The 19,716-nt window shown below is 68.8% G+C and carries 19 protein-coding genes and 1 pseudogene; 12 read left to right on the top strand and 8 right to left on the bottom strand.

Features of this window, described 5'->3' with window-relative positions:
• Positions 1–178: 178 nt before the first annotated feature.
• The 3 genes from pcrA to ACIA8G_RS26095 all read right to left on the bottom strand — a co-directional run bounded on the left by pcrA (position 179) and on the right by ACIA8G_RS26095 (position 3,603).
• Positions 179–2,491, bottom strand: a complete 2,313-nt coding sequence (pcrA, locus tag ACIA8G_RS26105) for a DNA helicase PcrA (RefSeq protein WP_396421248.1) — start codon at positions 2,489–2,491, stop codon at positions 179–181.
• Between the two features lie 71 nt (positions 2,492–2,562).
• The gene (locus ACIA8G_RS26100; RefSeq protein ID WP_396421247.1) at positions 2,563–3,054 is read right to left on the bottom strand and encodes a hypothetical protein; all 492 of its coding nucleotides are present in this window, start codon (positions 3,052–3,054) and stop codon (positions 2,563–2,565) included.
• A 24-nt stretch (positions 3,055–3,078) separates the two neighbouring features.
• Positions 3,079–3,603, bottom strand: a complete 525-nt coding sequence (locus tag ACIA8G_RS26095; RefSeq protein WP_396421246.1) for a hypothetical protein — start codon at positions 3,601–3,603, stop codon at positions 3,079–3,081.
• Positions 3,604–3,887: 284 nt separating this feature from the next.
• On the opposite strand from ACIA8G_RS26095, the pseudogene ACIA8G_RS26090 reads away from it, so the two are divergent.
• A pseudogene (locus tag ACIA8G_RS26090) lies at positions 3,888–4,184 on the top strand (chorismate mutase); the annotation flags it as partial.
• 23 nt (positions 4,185–4,207) lie between these two features.
• Here ACIA8G_RS26090 and ACIA8G_RS26085 read toward each other — a convergent pair.
• Positions 4,208–5,260, bottom strand: a complete 1,053-nt coding sequence (locus ACIA8G_RS26085; RefSeq protein WP_396421245.1) for a histone deacetylase — start codon at positions 5,258–5,260, stop codon at positions 4,208–4,210.
• Between the two features lie 70 nt (positions 5,261–5,330).
• Between ACIA8G_RS26085 and ACIA8G_RS26080 the strand changes: the two genes are divergently transcribed.
• The 6 genes from ACIA8G_RS26080 (at position 5,331) to ACIA8G_RS26055 (ending at position 11,847) form a co-directional block, all read left to right on the top strand.
• Positions 5,331–5,657 carry a hypothetical protein gene (locus tag ACIA8G_RS26080; protein ID WP_396421244.1) on the top strand — a complete coding sequence of 109 codons (327 nt, stop codon included), beginning with the start codon at positions 5,331–5,333 and terminating at the stop codon, positions 5,655–5,657.
• A 104-nt stretch (positions 5,658–5,761) separates the two neighbouring features.
• Positions 5,762–6,589: a hypothetical protein gene (locus ACIA8G_RS26075; protein WP_396421243.1), complete on the top strand. Its 828-nt coding sequence runs from the start codon at positions 5,762–5,764 to the stop codon at positions 6,587–6,589.
• 182 nt (positions 6,590–6,771) lie between these two features.
• The gene (locus ACIA8G_RS26070; protein WP_396421242.1) at positions 6,772–7,587 is read left to right on the top strand and encodes a hypothetical protein; all 816 of its coding nucleotides are present in this window, start codon (positions 6,772–6,774) and stop codon (positions 7,585–7,587) included.
• Positions 7,588–7,753: 166 nt separating this feature from the next.
• Entirely contained in the window at positions 7,754–8,620 is an 867-nt protein-coding gene (locus ACIA8G_RS26065; protein ID WP_396421241.1) for a hypothetical protein, read from the top strand.
• Positions 8,621–8,792: 172 nt separating this feature from the next.
• Positions 8,793–10,100, top strand: a complete 1,308-nt coding sequence (locus ACIA8G_RS26060) for a serine/threonine-protein kinase (protein ID WP_396421240.1) — start codon at positions 8,793–8,795, stop codon at positions 10,098–10,100.
• Positions 10,101–10,227: 127 nt separating this feature from the next.
• Positions 10,228–11,847 carry a protein kinase gene (locus ACIA8G_RS26055; protein ID WP_396421239.1) on the top strand — a complete coding sequence of 540 codons (1,620 nt, stop codon included), beginning with the start codon at positions 10,228–10,230 and terminating at the stop codon, positions 11,845–11,847.
• Positions 11,848–11,859: 12 nt separating this feature from the next.
• On the opposite strand, the gene ACIA8G_RS26050 is transcribed toward ACIA8G_RS26055, so the two are convergent.
• On the bottom strand, positions 11,860–12,762 hold the full coding sequence (locus tag ACIA8G_RS26050) for a LysR family transcriptional regulator (RefSeq protein ID WP_396421238.1): 903 nt from the start codon (positions 12,760–12,762) through the stop codon (positions 11,860–11,862).
• An 81-nt stretch (positions 12,763–12,843) separates the two neighbouring features.
• Here ACIA8G_RS26050 and ACIA8G_RS26045 point away from each other — a divergent pair, with 81 nt between their 5' ends.
• The 3 genes from ACIA8G_RS26045 to ACIA8G_RS26035 all read left to right on the top strand — a co-directional run bounded on the left by ACIA8G_RS26045 (position 12,844) and on the right by ACIA8G_RS26035 (position 15,746).
• The gene (locus ACIA8G_RS26045) at positions 12,844–13,770 is read left to right on the top strand and encodes a DMT family transporter (protein WP_396421237.1); all 927 of its coding nucleotides are present in this window, start codon (positions 12,844–12,846) and stop codon (positions 13,768–13,770) included.
• 121 nt (positions 13,771–13,891) lie between these two features.
• Positions 13,892–14,311 carry an SsgA family sporulation/cell division regulator gene (locus ACIA8G_RS26040; RefSeq protein ID WP_396421236.1) on the top strand — a complete coding sequence of 140 codons (420 nt, stop codon included), beginning with the start codon at positions 13,892–13,894 and terminating at the stop codon, positions 14,309–14,311.
• 151 nt (positions 14,312–14,462) lie between these two features.
• Positions 14,463–15,746: a protein kinase gene (locus ACIA8G_RS26035; protein WP_396421235.1), complete on the top strand. Its 1,284-nt coding sequence runs from the start codon at positions 14,463–14,465 to the stop codon at positions 15,744–15,746.
• Here ACIA8G_RS26035 and ACIA8G_RS26030 read toward each other — a convergent pair.
• Genes ACIA8G_RS26030 through ACIA8G_RS26020 form a run of 3 tightly spaced genes read right to left on the bottom strand, consistent with a single transcriptional unit; the run spans position 15,730 to position 18,156 of the window.
• Positions 15,730–16,320 carry a hypothetical protein gene (locus ACIA8G_RS26030; RefSeq protein WP_396421234.1) on the bottom strand — a complete coding sequence of 197 codons (591 nt, stop codon included), beginning with the start codon at positions 16,318–16,320 and terminating at the stop codon, positions 15,730–15,732. The genes ACIA8G_RS26035 and ACIA8G_RS26030 overlap by 17 nt on opposite strands.
• A gap of 16 nt (positions 16,321–16,336) precedes the next feature.
• A complete protein-coding gene (locus ACIA8G_RS26025; RefSeq protein WP_112262282.1) occupies positions 16,337–16,987 on the bottom strand; it encodes a response regulator transcription factor in 651 nt (216 codons plus the stop codon).
• Positions 16,984–18,156, bottom strand: a complete 1,173-nt coding sequence (locus ACIA8G_RS26020) for a PspC domain-containing protein (protein ID WP_396421281.1) — start codon at positions 18,154–18,156, stop codon at positions 16,984–16,986. The genes ACIA8G_RS26025 and ACIA8G_RS26020 overlap by 4 nt, the downstream gene beginning before the upstream one ends.
• Before the next feature lie 132 nt (positions 18,157–18,288).
• On the opposite strand from ACIA8G_RS26020, the gene ACIA8G_RS26015 reads away from it, so the two are divergent.
• Positions 18,289–19,467 (top strand): PspC domain-containing protein, encoded by a 1,179-nt coding sequence (locus tag ACIA8G_RS26015; protein ID WP_396421233.1) that lies wholly within the window; start codon positions 18,289–18,291, stop codon positions 19,465–19,467.
• Entirely contained in the window at positions 19,460–19,660 is a 201-nt protein-coding gene (locus ACIA8G_RS26010) for a hypothetical protein (RefSeq protein ID WP_396421232.1), read from the top strand. The genes ACIA8G_RS26015 and ACIA8G_RS26010 overlap by 8 nt, the downstream gene beginning before the upstream one ends.
• Positions 19,661–19,716 lie beyond the last annotated feature (56 nt).

Raw genomic sequence — 19,716 nt, 5'->3', positions numbered from 1 at the left:
CAAAACCCACACCCACTACGACGAGACCACCGCCTGGGCACACCACACCAACACAACCGCCGCTTGACATCCCCAGCAACTGGGATGTCTTCGCCGTCGCGGGTGGCTCGCATGCGGCGTCGCTTAGGTCCCCGCGAGTTCTGGTTCTGCTGCGCGGGGAGCGTGTGCTTGGGCTGGGTTAGAGCTTTGTCATCGGGACGCTGCCGATCAGCATCAGGCGGACCGTGCCGGAGCCGCCGAAGTCGATCGTTGCTGTGGCCCTCAGGCCCGCTCCGTCTACCGCCACCACTCGGCCCAGGCCGTACTTGTCGTGGGTTACGCGGTCGCCTACCTCCAGCTTCATAGCTGGGGCGTCCTTCCAGCCCGCCTTGCCTGGGGCTGGGCGGGACAGGCCGCGGGAGGCTATGCCGCCGGAGGCTGAGCGGTTCCAGGTCGTGGCTGCTGCTGGGGCGGAGCGGGAGGGTTCCACTCGGCGCCAGTCGAGCAGGTCTGCGGGGATCTCGCCCAGGAAGCGGGAGGCCGGGTTTGCCGAGGGCTGGCCCCAGGCTGAGCGGACCAGGGCTCGGGAGAGGTACAGGCGGCGTTGGGCTCGGGTGATGCCCACGTAGGCCAGGCGGCGCTCTTCGGCCAGTTCTGCCGGGTCGCCTAGGGCTCGCATGTGCGGGAACACGCCGTCTTCCCAACCCGTGCTGAAGACGACTGGGTATTCGAGGCCCTTGGCGGTGTGGACGGTCATCAGGGTCACCACGCCGTCGGACTCTGCGTCTGGGATCGAGTCGGCGTCTGCCACCAGGGAGACTCGCTCCAGGAAGGCTGGGAGGGAGGGGACCGGGTCGGCGCCCTCTGGGAGTTCCAGTTCGGTGAACTCGCGGGCTACCGTCACCAGCTCGTTCAGGTTTTCTACGCGGGTGTGGTCCTGGGGGTCTTCGCTGGCTTCCAGCTCGGTGCGGTAGCCGGTCTTTTCCAGGACGGCTTCGAGGATGTCGGCCACGTCGTCTTCGCGTTCGACCATCTCGCCCAGCTGGTCCATCATTTCCACGAAACCCGCGATTGCGTTGCGGGAGCGGGGGTTCAGCATCGGGACGCGGTCTTCCACCGCTTCGCGGAGGGCTGCGGCGAAGCTGATGCGTTCGCGTTCTGCGTAGGCGGAGACGCAGGCTTCTGCTCGGTCGCCGATGCCTCGCTTCGGGACGTTCAGGATGCGGCGCAGGGAGACCGTGTCTTCTGGGTTGGCCAGGGTTCGCAGGTATGCCAGGGCATCGCGGACTTCGCGGCGCTCGTAGAAGCGGACGCCGCCTACCACTCGGTACGGGAGGCCCAGGCGGATGAAGATCTCTTCGAAGACTCGCGACTGGTTGTTCGTGCGGTAGAAGACGGCGATCTCGGAGTTGTTGACCTCGCCGCCGTCTACCAGCCTGTCGATCTCGTTGGCCACGAACGCGGCCTCGTCGTGCTCGTTGTCGGCTACGTAGCCGACGATCTTCTCGCCCTCGCCCAGGTCGCTCCAGAGCGTCTTGGCGCGGCGGTTCGGGTTGCGGGAGATCACGGCGTTCGCGGCCGTCAGGATGTTCTGCGTGGAGCGGTAGTTCTGCTCCAGCAGGATCGTGGTGGCGTCCGGGTAGTCGCGCTCGAACTCCACGATGTTGCGGATGGTGGCGCCGCGGAACGCGTAGATCGACTGGTCCGCGTCACCCACCACGCACAGTTCGGCCGGCGGGAGTTCGCCGCCTGCCTTGCCGACCAGCTCGCGCACCAGGGTGTACTGCGCGTGGTTCGTGTCCTGGTACTCGTCGACCAGCACGTGCCGGAAGCGGCGGCGGTAGTGCTCGGCCACGTCCGGGAACGCCTGCAGGAGCTCGACCGTCTTCATGATCAGGTCGTCGAAGTCGAGCGAGTTCGACTCGCCCAGGCGCCGTTGGTAGACGGTGTAGACCTCGGCTACGCGGCGCTCCAGGTCGTTCGTGGCCTGGGCCGTGGCGGTCTCGGCGTCGATGAGCTCGTTCTTGAGGTTCGAGATGTGCACCGCGAGCGTGCGGGCGGCGTACTTCTTCGGGTCGAGGTCCAGATCCCGGGCGACGAGCGTGATGAGCCTGCGCGTGTCGTCGCTGTCGTAGATCGAGAAGTTCGACGACATGCCAAGGGTTTTCGCGTCGCGGCGCATGACCCGGACGCACATCGAGTGGAACGTCGACACCCACATCGAACGGGCGCGTGCGCCCACCATGTCGGCGACGCGCTCCTTCATCTCCGCGGCGGCCTTGTTCGTGAACGTGATGGCCATGATCTGGCCCGGATGCACGTCACGTTCCGCGAGCAGATACGCGATCCGCCTGGTGAGGACACGCGTCTTGCCGGAGCCGGCGCCCGCCACCACTAGCAGTGGCGAACCGGCGTGCTCGACGGCACGGCGCTGCGCGGGGTTCAGATCGTCGAGCAGGTGACCCGCGCGGGAAACGGGGGGACTTGAAGGCAAGTCGAACAAGGCGCTCATCGTTCATCCACGGTACCGGGCGGCACCGACAAAACCTGTACCGCCCGACCGTGGATCCGTCAGAGCGGAGATCAGAGCGGAGAGCTGACCGAGTAGGGCTGCGTGGCGTGCGCCTGGTGGCCGTCGGTCTCGGCGTACACGTCGATGCTGTCTGTGTGGTCCCTGATGGTGAGCGTGTAGACCTCCAGGGTCGGCCACGCCTCGCCGTGCACGATGAGGTGCGGCTGCGTGCACCTGATGCCCTCGGCGCCAAGACCCTCGTTCACGTCCCAGCACGTCCAGTCGTCACCCTCGTAGCCGGTGACTTCGAGGTTGTCCGTCGGGAACGAGATGAAGACGGACAGGCCCTGCTCGTCGTGGCCGGCCTGGCTGGTGATGTCGACCGCGAACGAGCCCGGCGTGTTCTGCCTCATGGCCCAGTAGTCCGGTCCGGCCTGGACCCAGCCGTCGACCCGCGTGAGCTCGATCGAGGCGAAGCCGGGCTCCGCCTGGGCAGGTGAAACAGCGGCGGCCGACAGCATGAGGGCAGCGGCCACCCCGAGTACGTACTTCCTCAACGTCATCCCCAGTTTTTGTTCGGAAATCGATCAGGTGCTGGTGTCGATCAGGAACGCGGTCCCCGCGTGCACCGTCCTGTGGCCACCGGCGTCGGCATAGACGTCGATGGTGTCCTTGTAGTACTCGGATCGAGCCCGCGTGAAGACCGTGAGCCGCGGCCAGGCCTCCTCGTGCACGATGAGGTGGTTCTGCGTGCACCTGAGGCCCTCGGCGCCGGCGCCGTCGTTCACGTCCTGGCAGTTCCAGTCCTCACCCTCGTACCCCGTGACGTCGAGGTAGTAGGTCGGGAGGGAGACGAAGACGGACAGGCCTCGCTCGTCGTGCCCGGCCGAGTTGGTGATGTCGACGTGGAACTGACCGGAGATGCCGCCCCTGGTTCCCCAGCGGTTGCCGGGGTCTGGCACGGTCATCCAGCCCTTGCCGGCGACCAGGTCGACGGTGGCGAAGGCGTGCTCCGCATCCAGGACGTCGTGCTCGGCGGGAGCGGACGCGGCGGTTGTGGCTGACATGGCGCACAGCGCGAGAGCAGCAGCAACCCGCAGTACGTACTTCACAGTGACCCCTTTGGTGGTCTCAGATCGAGTACGCGACGACTGTATGGGCCTGCCACGGCCGTGCGGTACGTCAGACGACGCAACTTCGCACCGGAGCGTCTCACCTGGTGAGCCCTCTCACCCGCGCGGCTTGGCGGCTACCGCGGGTTCTGTGCAACACTGTAAACGTGCGCGTGACGTTCTTCGAGTTTTTCTACGGGATCCGGACTCCGGCTCCCGTGGTCGTCTAGCGCTGAAAAGCCACCACGAAGCCCCGGAGTCCTCGGACCCCGGGGCTTCGCTGCTGCCGGGCCAGGACTCGAAGAGTCGAGAGGCACCAAACGATGGACACCACCACCGAACCGGACATCAACGACCTGCGCCAGGAGATCGACCACCTGGACGCGGAAATACTGCGCCTCGTGCAACGCCGCGTCGAGGTATCCAAGATCATCGGTGCGGCCCGGATGGCGGCCGGCGGCACGAAGATCGTGCACAACCGCGAGATCGACGTGCTCAACCGCTACCGGCCGCTCGGTCCTGAGGGCAAGGACCTCGCGATGATCCTGCTGAAGATGGGCCGCGGCCCGCTCGGCAGGTAGACGGCACGCCCTGGGGCCCGGCGTCAGAGCACGCCGGGCCAAAAAGGCTTCAGCGCCTCATACACGCGTGCGAAGTCCACATCCACGAGCTGGGCGTCGTCCGGCACGTAGGCCAGCGGATCCTCGAGCAACGGCTCCGGCAGCCGCAGCAGGCCCTCGACCAGCGCGTGCAGGCACAACGCGGCGTATCCGCGCAGGTAGCCGCCCTCCTGTGTGAGCACCACCCGCGGCCCGGACGCCGCCACCCGCCGTCCGATCTCCCGGTAGCCCGCCGCCGTCAGGTTGTGCCGCCCGTTGGGGTCGAACGCCGACCCGTCGAACCCGGACGCGCACACCAGCAGATCCGGGGCGAACTCACGCAGCAGCGGGAACGCGATCTCGTCCAGCGCGCGCAGATAAGCCGTGTCGCCCGCACCCAAAGACAGCTCGATGTTCACGTTCCGCCCGTTCGCGCCCACCTCCGACGGCGCACCGGTCTGCGGATGGTTCGTCCCCCACGACCCGTGCCTCATGTGCACCGAGATGGTCAGCACGTCGGGCCGGTCGTAGAACACCTCCTGCGTGCCGTTGCCGTGGTGCACGTCCCAGTCCAGCACGGCGACCCGCATCCCCTGCCGCCGCGCGGTCTCCGCCACCAGCGCGGCGTTGTTCACGAAGCAGTACCCGTCCGCCATCGACGGCTGCGCGTGGTGACCGGGCGGCCGCACGAGCGCGTAGGCCAGCGGCGCACCGGACTCCAGCGCGGCCAACGAAGTCCCCGCCGCCGCGCACACCGCACGCCACGTCTCGGGCCCCACGACCGTGTTCACATCCAGCGGCACACGCGTGGACACACGCAACGAGTCGAGGTGCTCCGCCGTGTGCACGCGCAGGAGCTCATCAACGGACGCGTGCCGCCCCTCGTGCCACGTTAGATGTGACGCCACCGGACCGTGCCTCAGCGCGTGCCGGAACGTGCGCAGCCGCGCGGCGTTCTCCGGGTGCGGTTCGGCCACGTCCAGCCACGGCCAGGAGCCGGGCAGCTCCCAGAGGCCCTCGCCGGCGTCGTGCTCGAGGCAGTCGTCGTGCCAGAACATGTCCACGACACTCGGATATCAGGGCGATCACGGATGGTCCACCGAAAAATTCTGCAGGCACACTGGACACATGGGCATCATCGCCGCACTGATCGCCATCGCAGGCCTGCTCGCCGCCTTGGCGCACGACGCTTACCTGGCCATGCTCGGTTCGGCCGCGAACAAGAAGGGCCTGGCCGGCGCGCCCGTGGCGCAGTTCGTCCGCACCAGGTGGAAGACCGCGATCATCGCCACCGCCGGTGCGGCGATCGGTCTGCTCATCACGGGCGGCGACAGCACCAGCGCGGACGTGATCGGTGCGCTGATCGCGGGCGGCAGCGGCCTGATCGCCATCAACGGCGTGCAGAAGACGCACAAGCAACTGAACAGCGGTCAAGCGCAACTCCCGCCGAGGTAGAAACTTCACACTTCCGGGTGTCACTCGTCTTGAATTAGCCCTTCAGGTTGGATCGGTACCTCCGGACGGCCCTACGCTGATTGCGTCGCAGAGGGGTGTCGGGAATGGACGAACAGCCGGGCAAACATCGTGTCGACGACGTTGCCGCACAGGTGAGCCCCGTCGTCGGGGGCGATCGCATCCCGCTACCCCGCCGCCGCCAGATCGACCCGCTGCAGGACACGGACGGGCTGCGGAAGTTCAACATCGGCCTGGTGCCCGCCTCGGTCACGCCGCCGCGCACCTGGAAGCGCGCGGCCTGGTTCGCCGTCGTCTCGTCGGTGCTCGTGCTCGTCGGGCTGAGCGTCGCCGCGGCCAAGCTCGTCGGCGGCAGCGGAGCGGTGGAGACGATCGGCCTGCCGGGCTACCCGGCGGACGTGCCGCTGATCTCCGCGCTGCCCACGGGCGGCAGCAGCCCGTCGGCCACCGGCACCAGACCGACGACGGCCGGCACCGGCCGCGGCTACCCGGTGCCGGGCACCGGTACCAGCGTGCCCGGCAGCGGCTCCGCCACAAGCGTCAAACCCTCCGGTTCCGCACCGCCGGTGATCACGACGATCCCGGTCACCCAGGCGCCCGTCGTGGACGGCGCCAAGATCGCCCAGCGGACCGAGCACTTCTACCGCGAGATGGCGACGAACGCGGACACCGCGCTCGCCATGACGACGGACACCGTGCGTTCGAACGCCGACGCGCTGCTCGAGGGCCGGCTCGCCGACATCTCGCTGATCGAGGTGAAGGAGATCGTGGTCGACCCGAGCAAGGGCCTCACCGTGAGCCTGCTGCAGGTGACGAAGAAGGACGGCTCGGTCACCACGGAGAAGCGCGAGCTGAGCTTCACGCTCGGTGAGCTCCCGCTGATCAACGGTGAACGGTTGAAACTCGGAGGCTGAACCTCGCCGGCGTGGCTAAAGGTCACGGCCTGAGTTACCGACCGTAATAAGTAGCACCTTCGAGCGAATCCTGAGCTCCGCCCAACGCCACGAACGACTGAAGTCGGCCGAGAAGCTGGCGTTGCCGCGTGAGGCCACGGTACGTCTTCTGGTGACCACGGAACGTACGGAGGACCAGAGCAGTGCAGCGTCCCGCGACGACCGGCCGGCGGCACACCCGCGCCGGATCGATCAGCGTGGCTGAGCTGATCAAGCAGCAGCCGAGCCCGATGCGCATCCCGTCCAACGAGGAAGCCGCCACCGACGCACTCGTCACATCGCTGCTCGGTCCGACCGGTCTGGCCGAGTTGACGATGCCGATGCCGATCGTCCCCGGCCGTCGCCGCCGTCCCCCGAAGAAGAGCCGCGCCGCGAAGGTCGCCGGACTGCTTACCGGTGCGATCGTGCTGGTGTCGTCCGTCGCGGGCGCCGCCATCCTCGCGGGCAAGCGGCCGGCGAACACCGGCATCCCGGTCTCCGAACGCCTGATCGCGCTGTCCGGCGCGAGCGCGCTGCGTCCGGACGTGCTGTCCGCGCAGCTGCCGAGCGAGCACACGCCGTTGCAGACCCAGCAGGACACGCCGATGCCGAAGCCGCCCGCGCTGCTGCTGGAGACGCCGGAACCGACGACGCCCGAGGTCTCGATCGGCCCGCAGCCGCAGGTCGACGTGGTGCGCCGGTTCTACGAGCTGCTCACCACGAAGCCGAACTCGGCGGCCAAGCTGCTGTCACCGGACCTGGTCGGTACGGACCCGAAGGAGTTCGTCGAGTCCTGGGGAATGATCAAGACGGTGAACGTCGACCAGACGTCGCTGCGCCAGGACGGCTCGGTGCTCGCGGTGGTGTCGATGCAGGAGCTCAACGGCAGCTGGTTGCGCCTCGAACAGCTCTTCTGGCTGACCGACACGACCCAGCCGCGGATCATCGGCACCGAGGTCCTTTCGGCGCAACGGAGTTAGGCCGCACCCAACTGGGATCGCCGTTCGCAGTCGAACGGTGACCGCTCGTCGCGGAAACACTGTTTTATTCGTGGAACTTCCCCCAAAGGGGTTACATCTCCGGTCACGATTCGGTATCCATGTTCCCGCCAGTGCGCATGAGCGAACTTGGAAGGGTGAACGAGCGGTGTCGATTGAGGACCATCGTCGGCGGCTGAGCGATTCGGCTGAGTCGACCGGACAGCTGTCCGTCGCCGAGTTGATCGCACGCCGCGAGGCGGAGACCATGCCGATCCCGGTGATCACCGACGACATCACCCCCGAGGCGTTCGAGCCGACGATCAAGTTCAAGTCGGTCAAGGCGCCGGGCAGCAAGCCCAAGAAGCAGCCCGCCAAGGAGCTGCACATCACCGAGCTGCTGCGCCGTGAAGGCCGCTCCGACGACACGCAGCGCGGCGGGTTCACCGTCGGCAAGCTGGCCGTCGCGGCCAGCGGTGGCGTCGTGCTCTGCGGCTCCGTCGCGTTCGCCGCCTCCTCGTGGCTGACCTCGCCGGACGACCGCCCGCTCGCCGAGGTCCGGTTCGACGAGCGCGCCCAGGCCCGCGGCGCGACCGCCGGCACCGATGGCGTCGTGAAGCTGCCGTCGAACAAGACGCCGGAGCAGGACGCGACCGAGACGCAGCAGGCCGACCCGACGACGGACCCGACCACTCGCGTCGCCCCGTACGTCCAGCAGCAGCGTCCGACGCAGCAGACCCAGACGCAGCAGCCGACCCAGAACCCCACCTCCGAGACGCCGACGGCCAGCACGCCGTCCTCGCAGCCGGAGACCACGCCCAGCCAGCCGAGCACGCCGCCGTCGAGCCAGACGCCTCCGCCGCCGAGCTCGTCCACGGCCAACCCGCCGAGCAGCAACACCCCGCCCAGCTCGAACCCGCTGCCCACGCCGTCCAACCCGGTCGACGTCAGCGTGGACCTCGGCCTCCTCGACCCGGTGCTGAACACCGTGGGCGACACCGTCGGCTCCTTCGACTTCTTCGCCCCGGCGAACTGAGGCGCAACCGGTAGCTCAGCATCCGCCCACGGCAGGGGTACCCTGTGCGGGCATTCCGGACGACCGCTGACTACCGCACGAGGAGCACGAGCGTGGGACCTGCTGCCGCAGCCGCGGTCTCCCCTTCGCCGCGCGACCGGATGGCACTCTCGAGCACCACCGGAGTGGTCTCGTGACGACGTCCGACACCTCGGACGGACGTCTGATCGCCGACCGCTACCGCTTCATCGACCGCATCGGTTCCGGTGCGATGGGCATCGTCTGGCGCGCCCAGGACGAACGGCTGGGCCGCGAGGTCGCCATCAAGCAGCTGCTGCTGGCGCCCGGCCTGGACGTGGCCGAGCAGGACGAGGCGATCCAGCGCGCCATGCGCGAGGGCCGGATCGCCGCCAAGCTGCACCACCCGAACGCCATCGCCGTGTACGACGTCGTCGAGGAAGACGGCGTCCCGTGCCTGGTCATGGAGTACCTGCCGTCGTACAGCCTCGCGGACGCACTGGCCGAGGGCGGGCCGATGGACCCGGTCGAGGTGGCCAGCATCGGCGCCCAGGCCGCGGCCGCGCTGTCCGCGGCGCACGCGGCGGGCATCGTGCACCGCGACGTGAAACCCGGCAACGTGCTGATCGCCGAGAACGGCATCGTCAAGATCACCGACTTCGGCATCTCGCGGGCCAGCGACGACATCACCGTCACCAAGACCGGCCTGATCGCCGGCACGCCCGCCTACCTCGCGCCGGAGATCGCGCGCGGCCAGGACCCGACGCCGGCCTCGGACGTCTACTCGCTCGGATCCACGCTGTTCGCCGCGATGGAGGGCGAGCCACCCTACGGAGTGAGCGAGAACACTCTGGGTGTTCTGCACGCCGTCGCGGCCGGGCGGATCAACCCGCCGACCGTCGACCACCCGCTCGCCGACACGCTGCTGTACCTGCTGAACTACGAGCCGGACGACCGGCCGACCATGGGGCAGGCCCGCGAGCTGCTCAACGCGATCTCCCACGGACGGTCTCCGTCGTTCAGCGGTCTGCCGGTGCCGGCGGGGCCCGACCCGACGACTATCGTGGCGCCCGATCGCACCCGCGTGGTTCGTCCGGTGCCACGTACTTCGCCGCCGCGGACGGCGCCGCCGATGGCGCCCGCCAGCAGGCAGCAGGACAACCGGCCGCTGGTGGTGGCCGCGGTGGTCCTGGCGTTGTTGCTGGTCATCGGCGGTTTGATGGTCGCGCTGGGCGTCTTCAACAAGGATCGTGAGACGCCGTCCGCGCCGCCGGCAAGCACCTCGTCGTCAGCGCCGACGACGTCGTCGAGCCCCGTGGTGACGACCACCACGTCCGAGGCAACGACAACGCGCGAAACGACGTCTACCACTACGACGACTACAACTACGACCACCACGACTACTACTACGACCACCACGACGACCCCTCCGTCGAAGCCATCGTCGTCGACGACCACTACGACGACGACCACGACGACCTAGCAGGGCTAAGCGCTGTTACGTAGTAGAAATCTCGTAAGGTGGGTACCCGCACCTTTGGGTGATCTGAACCCGAAGGTGTGATCAGCCGTTGAACAGAGAGCAAGTGACCGCACAGCGGGGAGCAACTGTGACCGACGATGGCCGATTGGTCGCTGGTCGCTACCGATTGAGCCAGCGGATCGGCAGCGGCGCCATGGGCGTCGTCTGGACGGCACACGACGAACGCCTGCACCGCACCGTCGCGGTCAAGCAGCTGCTCTTGCAGCCCGGTCTCGCCGAGTCCGACACGGACGAGGCGAAGAGACGAGCCATGCGGGAGGGCCGCATCGCCGCGCGCCTGCAGCACCCGCACGCGGTCGCCGTCTACGACGTGGCCGAGGACGACAGCCAGCCGTGGCTCGTGATGGAGTACCTGCCGTCCAAGAGCCTCTCCGCGGTGCTCTCCGAACGTGGCACGCTCCCGCCGCGCGACGTGGCGTCGATCGGCATGCAGGTCGCCTCCGCACTGGCCGCCGCGCACAACGCCGGCATCGTGCACCGCGACATCAAGCCGGGCAACGTCCTGCTGGGCGACGACGGCACCGTCAAGATCACCGACTTCGGCATCTCCCGCGCGACCGGTGACGTCACGGTCACCGCGACGGGCATGCTCGCCGGCACCCCCGCCTACCTCGCACCCGAGGTCGCCAAGGGCTACGACCCCGGCTCGCCGTCCGACGTGTTCTCCCTCGGCTCGACGCTGTACGCGGCCATCGAGGGCGTGCCCCCGTTCGGCCTGAGCGAGAACACCATCGCGCTGCTGCACAAGGTGGCCTCCGGCAAGGTCGACCCGCCGCGCAACGCCGGCCCGCTGACCGCGCTGCTGATGCGCCTGCTGCGCGCGGAGCCGGAAGACCGCCCGACCATGGCCGAGGCCCGCGACGCGCTCGCCGCCGTCGCCAACGGCCAGGCCGCCCCCGCCTTCACCCCCGCCGTGGTCGCGCCGACCCACCCGCCGTCGTGGCGCGGTGCCCCGGTGCAGCAGGCGCAGCCGGCCGCGACGCGCCCCATCTCCTCCACGCCGCCGCCGGCGACGCGGGTGGACCTGCACACGCCGCCGCGCCCGATCCAGCAGCAGCCACAGGCTCAGCAGCAACACCGCCCGGCCGCCGCACCCCAGTACTCGCAGCGCCCGAAGCCCGTGTCGCAGTCGTCGTCGTCCAAGAGCAAGAAGTCGACCGTCTACACCGCACTCGCCATCGTGGCGGCCGCGGTGATCGGCATCATGTTCGCGAGCATGATCTCGAACAACAACGACGGCGGCGGCTCGGACAACAACGCCGGCGGCAACACCGCGGTCCAGACGCCGGGCAGCAACGGCAACAACCCGACGACGCAGCCGAAGTCCGCGGGCAAGGCCGGTCAGTGGACCAGCCAGCCCCAGCCGGAGGACATGCGGGCCTTCCTGAACGAGTACTTCGGCACGGCCCCGGGCTCGCCGGAAGAGGCCTGGAAGCTCGGCAACGCCAACTTCCAGGGCAGCTACCCCGGCGGCTACAGCGGATTCCAGACCTTCTGGTCGGGCATCAAGGAAGCCAAGGTCCTGAACGCCAGCGAAAAAGAAGGCTTCTACTGGGAAGTCGACGTCGAGTACACCAAGAAGACCGGTGGCAAGACCACGGAACGCCGCGGCATCTCGTTCCAGTGGGCCAGCCCGAACTTCCTGCTGCACAGCGACAAGTTGCTCGGCCCGGCCCAGGGATACTGAGAACCGCGCAGGTCAGCTGGCCCGCGCGGCCTTCTCCAACGCTTCCGCCAAAGCCACCACAGCGGGATTCCACGCGGCTTCCTCGCGGTACACGACGTGAATGTGCCGCACCGGCTCGGGATTGCGGAGCTTGCGCAGGACAACGCCAGGATGCGCATATCCCAGGCCGAGCCGGGGAATGATGGTGACGCCGAGCCCGGCGGCCACGAATCCCTGCGCGGTGGCGTAGTCGTCGCTTTCCACGGCGACCTTCGGGGAGAACCCCGCGCCCGCGCACGCGTTCGACACCAGGTCCTTGCACGGCCCAGAGGCCCCGCAGTCCGCGTAGACCCACGGCTCGTCGGCCAGTTCGCCGAGATCGATGACGCGCTTTCGGGACAGCGCGTGGCCGCGGGGCAGGACGGCGAAGAACGGGTCGGCGAGCAGGTGCCGCGAGACCATGCCCTCCGGTGCGGGCTCGTCCGGCTCCAGCACGGTGATCGCGACGTCCGCGCGGCCGGCGGCGAGCTCCTCGAACGGGTCGGTGGGCTCGGTGAGCTTCAGGTCGAGCTCGACCCCGGCGCGCTCGGCCCGGAACTGCGCCACGGCAGGCGGCACCAGAGCGGCACCGGCCGTCGCGAAGTAGCGGACGCGCAACGTGCCGGCACAGCCGTTCCGCAACGCCGTGAGCGCGCTCTCAGCCTCGGCGAGCTGCTCGGCGAGGCGGCCGGCGTGCTCGGTGAGCAGCCGCCCGGCCGCGGTGGGCCGGATGCCCCTGCCGACGCGCTCCAGCAGCGGCAGGCCCGCCTGCTTCTCCAGGCCCGCGACCTGCTGCGAGATCGCGGACGGGGTGTAGCCGAGGTTCGTCGCGGCCGCGGTGATGGAACCCGTGGTCACGACCGCCCTGAGCACCTGCATGCGTCGCACGTCCAGCATGCCTCAACCTTACAGCTCAGCTTAAAGGTTCTGCACAACAATTAAATTGTAATTACGAGTCGCAGGACGCATGGTTGACCTGTGAACCAGCGCGGAACGTTGATCAGGATGGGCGTGCTCGCCCTGCTGTGGGGATCCAGCTTCCTGTGGATGAAGCTCGCACTGGGGAGCCTCGCTCCTCTGCAGATCTCGCTCGTGCGGACGTTCTTCGGGGCGCTCGTGCTGTTCGCCGTGCTCGCCGTGGCGAAGATGTCACTGCCCCGCGACCGGCGGATCTGGGGCCACATGCTCTTCGTGGCGCTGTTCGGCAGCGCCATCCCGTTCACGCTCTTCGCGTTCGGCGGCCAGACGGTCGACTCGGGCGTGTCCGGGGTGCTCAACTCCACGACGCCGCTGTTCGCGCTGGCCATCGGCCTCGTGCTCGGCACCGAGAAGGTCAGCAACCTGGTCCGCATGCTCGGCCTGGGCCTCGGCTTCGCCGGCGTGCTGCTGATCTTCGCGCCGTGGCAGCAGGCCAACAGCATCGCCAGCTGGGGCGCGGTGCTGTGCCTCGTGGGCGCCGCGAGCTACGCCATCGGCTACACCTACGCCGGCCGCTACCTGGTCAACACGGGCGCGAGCTCGACGCAGCTCGCCGCCATGCAGCTGACCACCGCGATGGGCCTGCTCATCCTCGCGACGCCGTTCGGCGGCCTGCAGCCGCTGCACCTGCACTGGGTCGGCATCGCCGCCGTGATCATCCTCGGCGTCTTCGGCACCGGCGTCGCGTTCATCCTCAACTACCGCGTCATCGCGGACGAGGGCGCCACCACGGCGACTACGGTCGGTTACCTGTTGCCCGTGGTTTCGGTACTCCTTGGAGCGATCTTCCTGGGAGAGCAACTCAACGCAAGGGTCGTCGCGGGCATGCTCGTGGTGCTTCTCGGCGTCGCGCTGACCCGTCGTCGGTCCGTCTCGGCTGGTCAGACCGTCTCACCAAACGAGACGCGCGACCTGGTCAAACGCTGAACGGTGAGACGCACGTCTCCCCCAATAGGATGGTTCGAAGACGAATCGCGTCCTTATCGGGCTCCTTGGCCGTCTCCTCTTTGTGAGCGGACGTGGAGACCAGCCTGGGAAGGACATCGACATGAACAACGAGAACCTGAAGGTCACGGCGCAGACGACTTTTCAGCTACTGGCGCCCGGCGCACCTCCAGCGCCGGTGCGGGCTGAGCTCGTCTACGACGCGGAGGACCCGTACGCGGTCGCCGTCGTCTTCCACACGGGCTCCGGGCGGGTGGAGTGGATGTTCGCCCGCGACCTGCTGGCCGACGGCCTGCTGACCCCGTCCGGTGAGGGCGACATCCTCGTCCGCCCGGCCTCCGACGACCCTGAGCGCGTCCTGGTCGAGCTGAACGCGCCGACCGGGTTCGCCATCCTCAGCGCCCTCGCCGAGGACGTGGCGGCGTTCCTGGACAGCTCTTACGACATCGTCCAGCCCGGCGAGGAAGACCTCTGGATCGACTTCGAGCGGGAACTGCAGAAGCTCGTCTCCACGATCGACTAGTCCCGCGGGTGGTCTCACGGGCGCGGGGCGAGGTGCCGGCACGCGAAGTCGCGGCCGACCAGCTCGTCACCGGGGACCATCAGGGGTGACGTTCGCGGTGTTCGAGCGGGAACCTCACAAGCTCGTCTCCGTTATTGATTACTCTCGGGGTGTGACAACCATCGGGGGCCGCTACACGCTGCTGGAGCGCGTCGGCAGCGGAGCGATGGGGGTGGTCTGGCGGGCGCGGGACGAGGTGCTGGCACGCGAGGTCGCGGTCAAGCAGCTCATCACCGGTGACCACCAGCGGGCGATGCGAGAGGCGCGCAACGCGGCTCGGCTGCATCACCCGCACGCGATCGCGGTGTTCGACGTCGTGGGCAGCGACGACGAAGAGCCGTGGATCGTCATGGAGTACCTGCCGTCCCAGAGCCTCTCGGCCCTGATCGCCGAGAGGGGGCCGCTCAAGCCGGCCCAGGCGGCGCGCATCGGCGGGTTCGTCGCGTCGGCTCTGGCCGCCGCGCACAGCGCGGGCCTCGTGCACCGCGACATCAAGCCGGGCAACGTCCTGATCGGCGACGACGGCACGGTCAAGATCACCGACTTCGGCATCGCCAAGTCCGCGGGTGACGGCACGATGACCGAGACCGGCGTGATCTCGGGCACCCCCGCCTACCTCGCACCCGAGGTGGCACGCGGTGAACACCCCGACGCCGCCTCCGACGTCTTCTCGCTCGGCGCCACGATCTACACGGCCATCGAGGGCGAGTCCGTCTTCGGGCCGAGCGACAACAGCTTCGGCCTCCTCTACCGGGCCGCCAGCGGGCAGCTGCGCGACCCCAAGAACGCGGGCGAGCTCACGCCCCTGCTCAACCGCCTGCTCTCGATCGACCCGAAGGAGCGGCCGACCGCGCAGGAGGCCGCCGACCTGCTGGCAGGAGAGCCGCAGCCGTCCCAGCCGCTGGTCATCCCCGTGCAGAAGAAGCGCAAGGCACCGAACCGCCGGATCCTGGTGATCCTCGGCGTCGTCGCGGCGCTGGCGATCGCGGGCGGCTCGGCCGCCGCGTACTGGAACGGCACCCGGGGTGGCGGCGGCACCCCCGTCAACCACGCCGACTTCCAGCAGACGCCGGTCTTCTTCTCCGCGAGCGAGGCGGCCGGGTTCGTCCAGGAGCACTACGCCAAGCTGCCGGGCAACCCCGAGGGGGCGTGGCAGAACCTCTGGGAACGGGCGAGCGAGCCGCAGGACAACTACGTGACCCGCTGGAAGGGCTACAGCTCGCTGCAGTGCTCGTTGTCCACCGTGCCCATCCGGTCGCACGGCCCGAACTGGGTCGTCACCGTGAACCTCGCGATGCAGACGGACAAGGGCGAGAAGCAGGGCGGCAGCTACGAGATCGAGGTCGCCAACGTGAACAACCAGATGAAGATCGTCAGCACTACACAGATGAAGTGAGCAGCCAGAAGCTGCCGCCGCCCACGATCACGCCCATCGCCGACCCCGCCAGCACCTGCGCCGTCGTGTGGTCACCGAGCTCGACCCGCGACCACGCGACCAGCGCGGCGGGCAGCGCGATCAGCAGCAGCCACGGCCCGTAGACGATCGCCAGCGTCACCACGGCCGCCCACGCCACCGCCGCGTGCAGCGAGATCTTCCACTTCAGCCCGAACGTGATCGCCATGCTGACGATCAGCGACGCGAACATGCTGCCGGCCAGCGCGAGCATGCTCCTGGGCGCGTCGCCCAAGATCATGATCACCGTGCCGGCCGTGAGCGAGGCACCCGCCGTGACCAGCGGCACCAACCGCCCCTCGCGGTTCGTGACGTGGTGGCCGTCCCACTTGCCCTTGCGCGCGCCGCGGACGATGACGGCCATCGGGATGACGGACGCCGTCACGGCGACCACGAACCCCCACAGCAGCGTCTTCCAGACGTTCTCCGTCGCAGCAGCAACCGCGAACGGCAGCAGAATCACCCAGACCCACGGCGCGAGCACCTCGGTCGCGCCGCGAGCGACCTTTTTGATCAAATCCCCCAGGAACCCTTCAGACCAGTCTGCGATCCGTGGCCCAGCGGGAGAGCTCGTACCGGTTGGAGAGCTGGGTCTTCCGCAGGACGCTCGACACGTGCGTCTCCACCGTCTTCACGCTGATGAACAGCTCGGACGCGATCTCCTTGTAAGCGTAGCCGCGCGCGAGCAGCCGCAGGACGTCCCGCTCCCGCGGCGTCAGCAGGTCGAGCTCGGGGTCGCTGATCGGCGCGGCACCCGGCCGGTCCGCGAACGCGTCCAGCACGAACCCGGCAAGCCGTGGCGAGAACACCGCGTCCCCCTCGCTGACCCGCACGACCGCCTTGACCAGCTCCTGGCTGGAGATCGTCTTGGTCACGTAGCCGCGGGCGCCGGCCCGGATGACGTTGATGACGTCCTCGGCCGCGTCGGACACCGACAGCGCGAGGAACGTGACCTCGGGGATCTTGGTGCGGATCTGCCGCAGCACCTCGGCGCCACCGCCGTCTGGCATGTGCACGTCCAGCAGCACCACGTCCGGCTTGTGGTGCGCGATGCCCGCCACCGCCTCGCCGACGCTGCCCGCCTCGCCGACCACCTCCACCTCGTCGGTGATGGTGTCGAGCTCGGCCCGCACGCCCGCGCGGAACAACGCGTGGTCGTCCACCAGGAACACCCTGACGCTCATGTCCTGGCCTCCGTCTTCCTCGGCATCTCGAGCTGCACCTCGGTCCCCTCTCCGGGGGCCGTGCGCAGTCGCACCTCCCCGCCGTGCCGGTCCATCCTCCCCCGGATGCTGCCCGCGAGGCCATGCCGGTCCTCCGGCACGGCGTCCGGGTCGAAGCCCTTGCCCCGGTCCCGCACGAAAACCGTGACCTTCTCCGGCTCGACCTCGGCGTAGACGCTGACCTCGCTGACCCCGGCGTGCTTGGCCGCGTTGACCACCGCCTCCTTGGTCGCCTGGACCAGCGCGAACATCCCGTCCTCCAGCTCGCAGTCGCCGACCACGACCTGGGAGACGGCGATCGCGAAGTCGTCCTCCACCTCCGCGCACACCTGCGCGATCGCGATGCTGATGGAGTGCGCCTGCTGCCCGACCTCACGGCCGTAGAGCCAGTTGCGCAGCTCGCGCTCCTGGCTGCGGGCCAGGCGCTTCACCTCGCGGGACGACTCGGCCTGCTTCTGGATGAGAGCAAGCGTTTGCAGCACGGAGTCGTGCAGGTGGGCGGCGATCTCGGCGCGTTCCTCGGTGCGGATGCGCGCCCGGCGTTCCGCGTCCAGGTCACGCACCAGCCGCATCCACAACGGCACGGTCAGGACCGCGACACCGACCAGCGTGGCCAGCACCGCGAGGGAGACGCTAGGCAGGTTCTGGATGGAGTCCTGCGACACCAGGAACGCGGCGACCCCCGCCGCGACCAGCGCCGCCCCCGCCATCGTCCGCACGACACCCGACTTCTTCCCCGCGCCGAGCGCCCCGTCCTTCCAGCGGCGTCGTTGCGCTTCATCTGCTTCACGCCACACGACGGCGGCGCCCACGAGTGCGACGGCGATCGGGCCGGTCACCCAGCCACTGGCGGTACTGCCGATCAGGCCGGTGAACATCGCGACGCCCAGCCCCAGGGCGGCCAGGCCGACGGCCTGCTGCCACTCCTTGCGGTCCGTCTCGGTCTCCGGTTCCGCCACCGCCGACTGCGGGACGAACATCCAGAGCAACGCGTAGGCGATGATCCCGACCCCGCTGAACGCGGCGAACACGGCGAAGACCGCGCGCACCCAGAAGACCGGTGCGCCGAGGTGATCCGCCAGTCCGCTCGCGACGCCCGCGACCACCCGGCCGGTGCGTCTACGGCGCATCGGCTCAATGCGTGCACTCACCAACCGATCGTCACACGTCTGACCGAGTTGTTCATCAGGGATGACCCCGGTTCCCTGAATCAGGGCTGGTCCCTGATGTGGGCAGGCGCCGCGGAGAGCAACCTTGTCATCGTGAGCGGGACTGAGAAGGCACTGGCCGGCGTGGCGGACACGCTGAAAGAGTTCTGGGCCCACCGCCCGGTGCGGCCGAAGGAAGGGCGCAAGCTCGGCGGCGTCGCCACCGGCATCGCGCTGCGGTATCAGATCGACCCGGTGATCGTGCGGATCGCGTTCGTCGCCCTGACGTTGTCGGGGGGCGTGGGTCTGCCGCTCTACCTGGCCGGCTGGTTGCTGCTGCCGGAGGAGGGTGACCAGGTCTCGCCACTGGAGGCGTTGATCAACAAGGGCCACAGCTCCATGTCGCAGGCGCAGACAGTGCTGCTGGGGTTCATGCTGTTCCCCGCGTTCGCCTTCACGTTCGGCAGCGGCGGGTTCCAGGTCGTGGTGACGATCGCCGCCGCGGTCGCGGGCATCTACCTGCTGCAGAAGAACCGCGGGCACCTGGCGCCGGCGACGACGCTCGCCGAGCCCCCGCTGGTGCCACCGGTGCCGGGGGCACCAGCGTGGGACCCGCTCGGCGCGGCCCCGTTCGCGTGGGACCTGCCGGAACCGACCCCGATGCCGACACCGCAACCGCCTGCTCGCCGGCAACGCAAGCCGCGGATCGGCCTGGCGACGCTGGGCGTGGCGACGATCGTGCTGATCGGATCGGGGATCGCGGGCCAGTTCTCCTCGTGGTTCACCGCGCCGCACATCGTCGGGCTGACGATCGCGGTGCTGGCGGCGGGGATGCTGATCGGCGCGTTCGCCGGTGGCGGCCGCTGGCTGGCCTGGCTCCTGGTGCCGCTGTCGGTGATCGGCTTCGGCCTGACGGCGGTCGGCTTCGACGGGCCGTCGCGGATGGGCAGCGTGTCGTACACACCGACGTCGCTCTCGGACGTGAAGTCCGGCTACGACATGGGTGTCGGCAGCGTGGAGCTCAACCTGCGGCACCTGCCGGACTCGGGCGAGGTGAAGACCGCGATCGACGTGGACCTCGGCGAGGTGATCGTGCACGTGCCGGATGGCGCCGACGTGAAGTTCCTCTGCCAGGCGACCTCGATCGGCGACATCAACTGCCTCGACCGGAGGGCTGAGGGCAGCGAGGTGCGGGTCGACGGCAACGATCTCGGGAACAACGGCGAAGGCGGCTTGAAGATCGATCTCGACGTGCGGGCCGGCGTCGGAGAAGTGAGGGTGATCCGTGGCTGAGCAGACTGAGGCACCGATGCGCAGGCGGATCGACCTGTTCGGCTTGATCTTCGGGCTCGGCGGGCTGCTGATGGCGGGCTACGTGCTGAGCAACGGAGCGTTCTGGTTCGACTTCCGGTGGGCGCTCGGGGGAACGGCGATCCTGGTCGGCCTGGTCCTGCTGACCAACTCGCTCCGCCGCCGCTCCCGCTAAATGGCGCGAAAAGCACGTTCGGGCCGCTAGATGGCCCGAACGTGCTTTTCCCGCCA

The sequence above is a fragment of the Lentzea sp. NPDC051213 genome, from assembly GCF_044455585.1.
In the GTDB taxonomy this organism is placed as follows: Bacteria; Actinomycetota; Actinomycetes; order Mycobacteriales; family Pseudonocardiaceae; genus Lentzea.
The sequence above is the reverse complement of the archived record's forward strand: the minus strand, read 5'-3'. Positions and strand labels throughout refer to the sequence as shown.

Excerpts from the sequence above, each read along its gene's own strand:
- pcrA (WP_396421248.1), bottom strand. The coding sequence starts at position 2,491 with ATGAGCGCCTTGTTCGACTTGCCTTCAAGTCCCCCCGTTTCCCGCGCG.
- ACIA8G_RS26075 (WP_396421243.1), top strand. The coding sequence starts at position 5,762 with ATGGACGAACAGCCGGGCAAACATCGTGTCGACGACGTTGCCGCACAG.
- ACIA8G_RS26100 (WP_396421247.1), bottom strand. The coding sequence starts at position 3,054 with ATGACGTTGAGGAAGTACGTACTCGGGGTGGCCGCTGCCCTCATGCTG.
- ACIA8G_RS26050 (WP_396421238.1), bottom strand. The coding sequence starts at position 12,762 with ATGCTGGACGTGCGACGCATGCAGGTGCTCAGGGCGGTCGTGACCACG.
- ACIA8G_RS26040 (WP_396421236.1), top strand. The coding sequence starts at position 13,892 with ATGAACAACGAGAACCTGAAGGTCACGGCGCAGACGACTTTTCAGCTA.
- ACIA8G_RS26020 (WP_396421281.1), bottom strand. The coding sequence starts at position 18,156 with ATGCGCCGTAGACGCACCGGCCGGGTGGTCGCGGGCGTCGCGAGCGGA.
- ACIA8G_RS26080 (WP_396421244.1), top strand. The coding sequence starts at position 5,331 with ATGGGCATCATCGCCGCACTGATCGCCATCGCAGGCCTGCTCGCCGCC.
- ACIA8G_RS26025 (WP_112262282.1), bottom strand. The coding sequence starts at position 16,987 with ATGAGCGTCAGGGTGTTCCTGGTGGACGACCACGCGTTGTTCCGCGCG.
- ACIA8G_RS26085 (WP_396421245.1), bottom strand. The coding sequence starts at position 5,260 with ATGTTCTGGCACGACGACTGCCTCGAGCACGACGCCGGCGAGGGCCTC.